Annotated in this window: 2 protein-coding genes; one reads left to right on the top strand and one right to left on the bottom strand. The window is 59.7% G+C overall.

The window, feature by feature from the left end:
* The coding region (locus tag DBR23_RS29340; protein ID WP_199227714.1) for a hypothetical protein at nucleotides 1-1,474 on the bottom strand (1,474 nt) is incomplete at its 3' end.
* Between the two features lie 80 nt (nucleotides 1,475-1,554).
* Between DBR23_RS29340 and DBR23_RS14790 the strand changes: the two genes are divergently transcribed.
* A partial coding sequence (locus DBR23_RS14790) for a hypothetical protein (protein WP_199227713.1) occupies nucleotides 1,555-2,036 on the top strand: 482 nt, incomplete at its 3' end.

The raw sequence follows: 2,036 nt of genomic DNA, 5'->3' as shown, positions 1-2,036 counted from the left end.
CTTCGCCTTGGGCGGCTTGATCTGCTCCAGCACCTTCTTGCGCGCCTGCGGGCTCATCCGCTTGAGTGCCAGCATCGACTGCAGGACTGCTTTGCGGGATTGCGGGTTGGCTGGCAGTGGCAATGGCATCTTGAATATCCTCATCGGTGGCGCCCAGGGAGCGCAAAAATTCCTCGTCGCTCACATTGCTGGCAGCGTCGAAGTCGGGAATGTCGGTGTCGTCCTCGAAGTACCTGGCCACCACGGGGTCAGCATCGTGGTTGGCAAAGAACTGCTCATAGGCGGCCTGGTCGCGGGCGTCGGCTTCTTCCAGGCTGATAGAGCGCGGCTCGTTCGTCGGTTGCTCGGGCTGCACAGCCTGAACCGCTCCAGAATCAATAGCAGTGAGCGCAGCACCAGAAAGCGCCCCGCCCTGCTCCGCCGCCGCAGCAACGGCCTCGCGCACGGGGTCAGCAGCCGGAATGGGGGTCACATCGGTCACGTCACCGGAGGCGATGCGAGACAGGCGCGCATTGCGGTCAGCCGCAGTGATGGCCGTGCCGTCAGGGGCCACGCTGATGACTGGGGCCGGCAGCGCGAGCGGTGGGGCTGCGGGTGCAGGCTCAGCATCTGGTTGCTCAGATGTCGCGGCCACCTGATCCGTTTTCTGTTGCGCTGGTTTTCGGGAAGCTTCAATCGCACCCGTCCCGGCCCCCATCACGCCACCACCAATTCCACCCATCACGGCGGACAGCGCAGTGTCTTCAAGATTCTTGCTGGTGGTGGGATCCTTGAACGCGCCTATTTGCTCAATCACGTTCTGGGCCCCCTCGGTAGCGCCTTCTTTCAACGCACCTTTCCCAGCTTCCTTGAGGATGGAACCGGCTGCCCCTGTAGGCATGCCCTTGAGTACATTGAGCGCCTTCCCCATGCCAACGCGCTCCAACGCCGTGGCGGGAATTGCCGCAGCTAGGGCGCGCGTTTTATCTTCTTGGCCTCCCTCCTTCTGCTCTTGTCGGATACCACCGTATTCCTGGGTGAAGATTGGCAAAAGGCTTCCGGCAGCACCACCGATAGTTGCACCCACCGCAGCACCACCCGGACCAGCAAGGCCACCGAGCGCCCCGCCGATGCGCGCGCCGGCGAATCCGCCTGCTGCGGCAGCACCGATTTGTGGAGCGAACTGGCCAACCGCCTCCTTCACCGTCAGCCACGGTTTTTCCACCACATCGCTGAGACTGGTGACACCTGCAGGGTTACGATCAATGATCCCCTGCCCAGTCTCTTGCATCGCCTTGGTGACGACGTTCGGCCCCGTAACGTCCTCCAATGAGGTGGCAGCCGTCGTGAGCATTTGGCCGCCCGTGCGCTTGATCGTTGGGATCAAGCCAGGATCTGCCGGTCCTTCAGCATCCTCGTAGGAGAATCCGCCAGTCTTCTCCTTTGGAGCGGCTGGTTGAGAGGCGTCGTCGTATGAAAAGGGATTCTGTGCCATCCCCCCACTGTTCCCGCCACTGGCGCGGGTGTCGAACCCTAGTGGGGGGCTGCTAAAGTGGGTGCAGGAGGGGCAACGAAATGACTATTGTTGTAACGGTGAAAGTTACCGACGGCATGGTGATAGCGTCAGACAGCGCGACGACATTCATGGACCACAACGGTATACCGGTGAAGGTTTACAACAACGCGAACAAGGTATTCAACCTAGTAAAGGGCTTGCCTATCGGGTCGATGACTTTTGGGTCTGGCGCTGTTGGAACAGCTTCAATTGCAACGCTTTCCAAAGATCTTCGGATCCACTTCAGCAACACAGAAAGCCCCTACTACTTCGATCACGCAAGTTTCACGATTGAGGAGGTTGCTCAGAAAGCCCGCCAATTCTTTTTGGATCGCATGGCCGAGTCATACCCCAACGGCGTTGAGAACTATTACATGGGGTATCGAATTTGTGGGTACGGGACGCAAGACGCAATTGCACAAGGGTGGGAGTTCGCAGTTCGAGGAGATGGTTCAACGGAGCCTTCACGTTTCTACGAGCACGAACAGTACGGACCACGATG

This window comes from Acidovorax sp. HMWF018, assembly GCF_003061035.1.
GTDB classification, from domain to species: Bacteria; Pseudomonadota; Gammaproteobacteria; order Burkholderiales; family Burkholderiaceae_C; genus Acidovorax; species Acidovorax delafieldii.
This window is presented reverse-complemented; position numbering and strand designations above follow the sequence as displayed.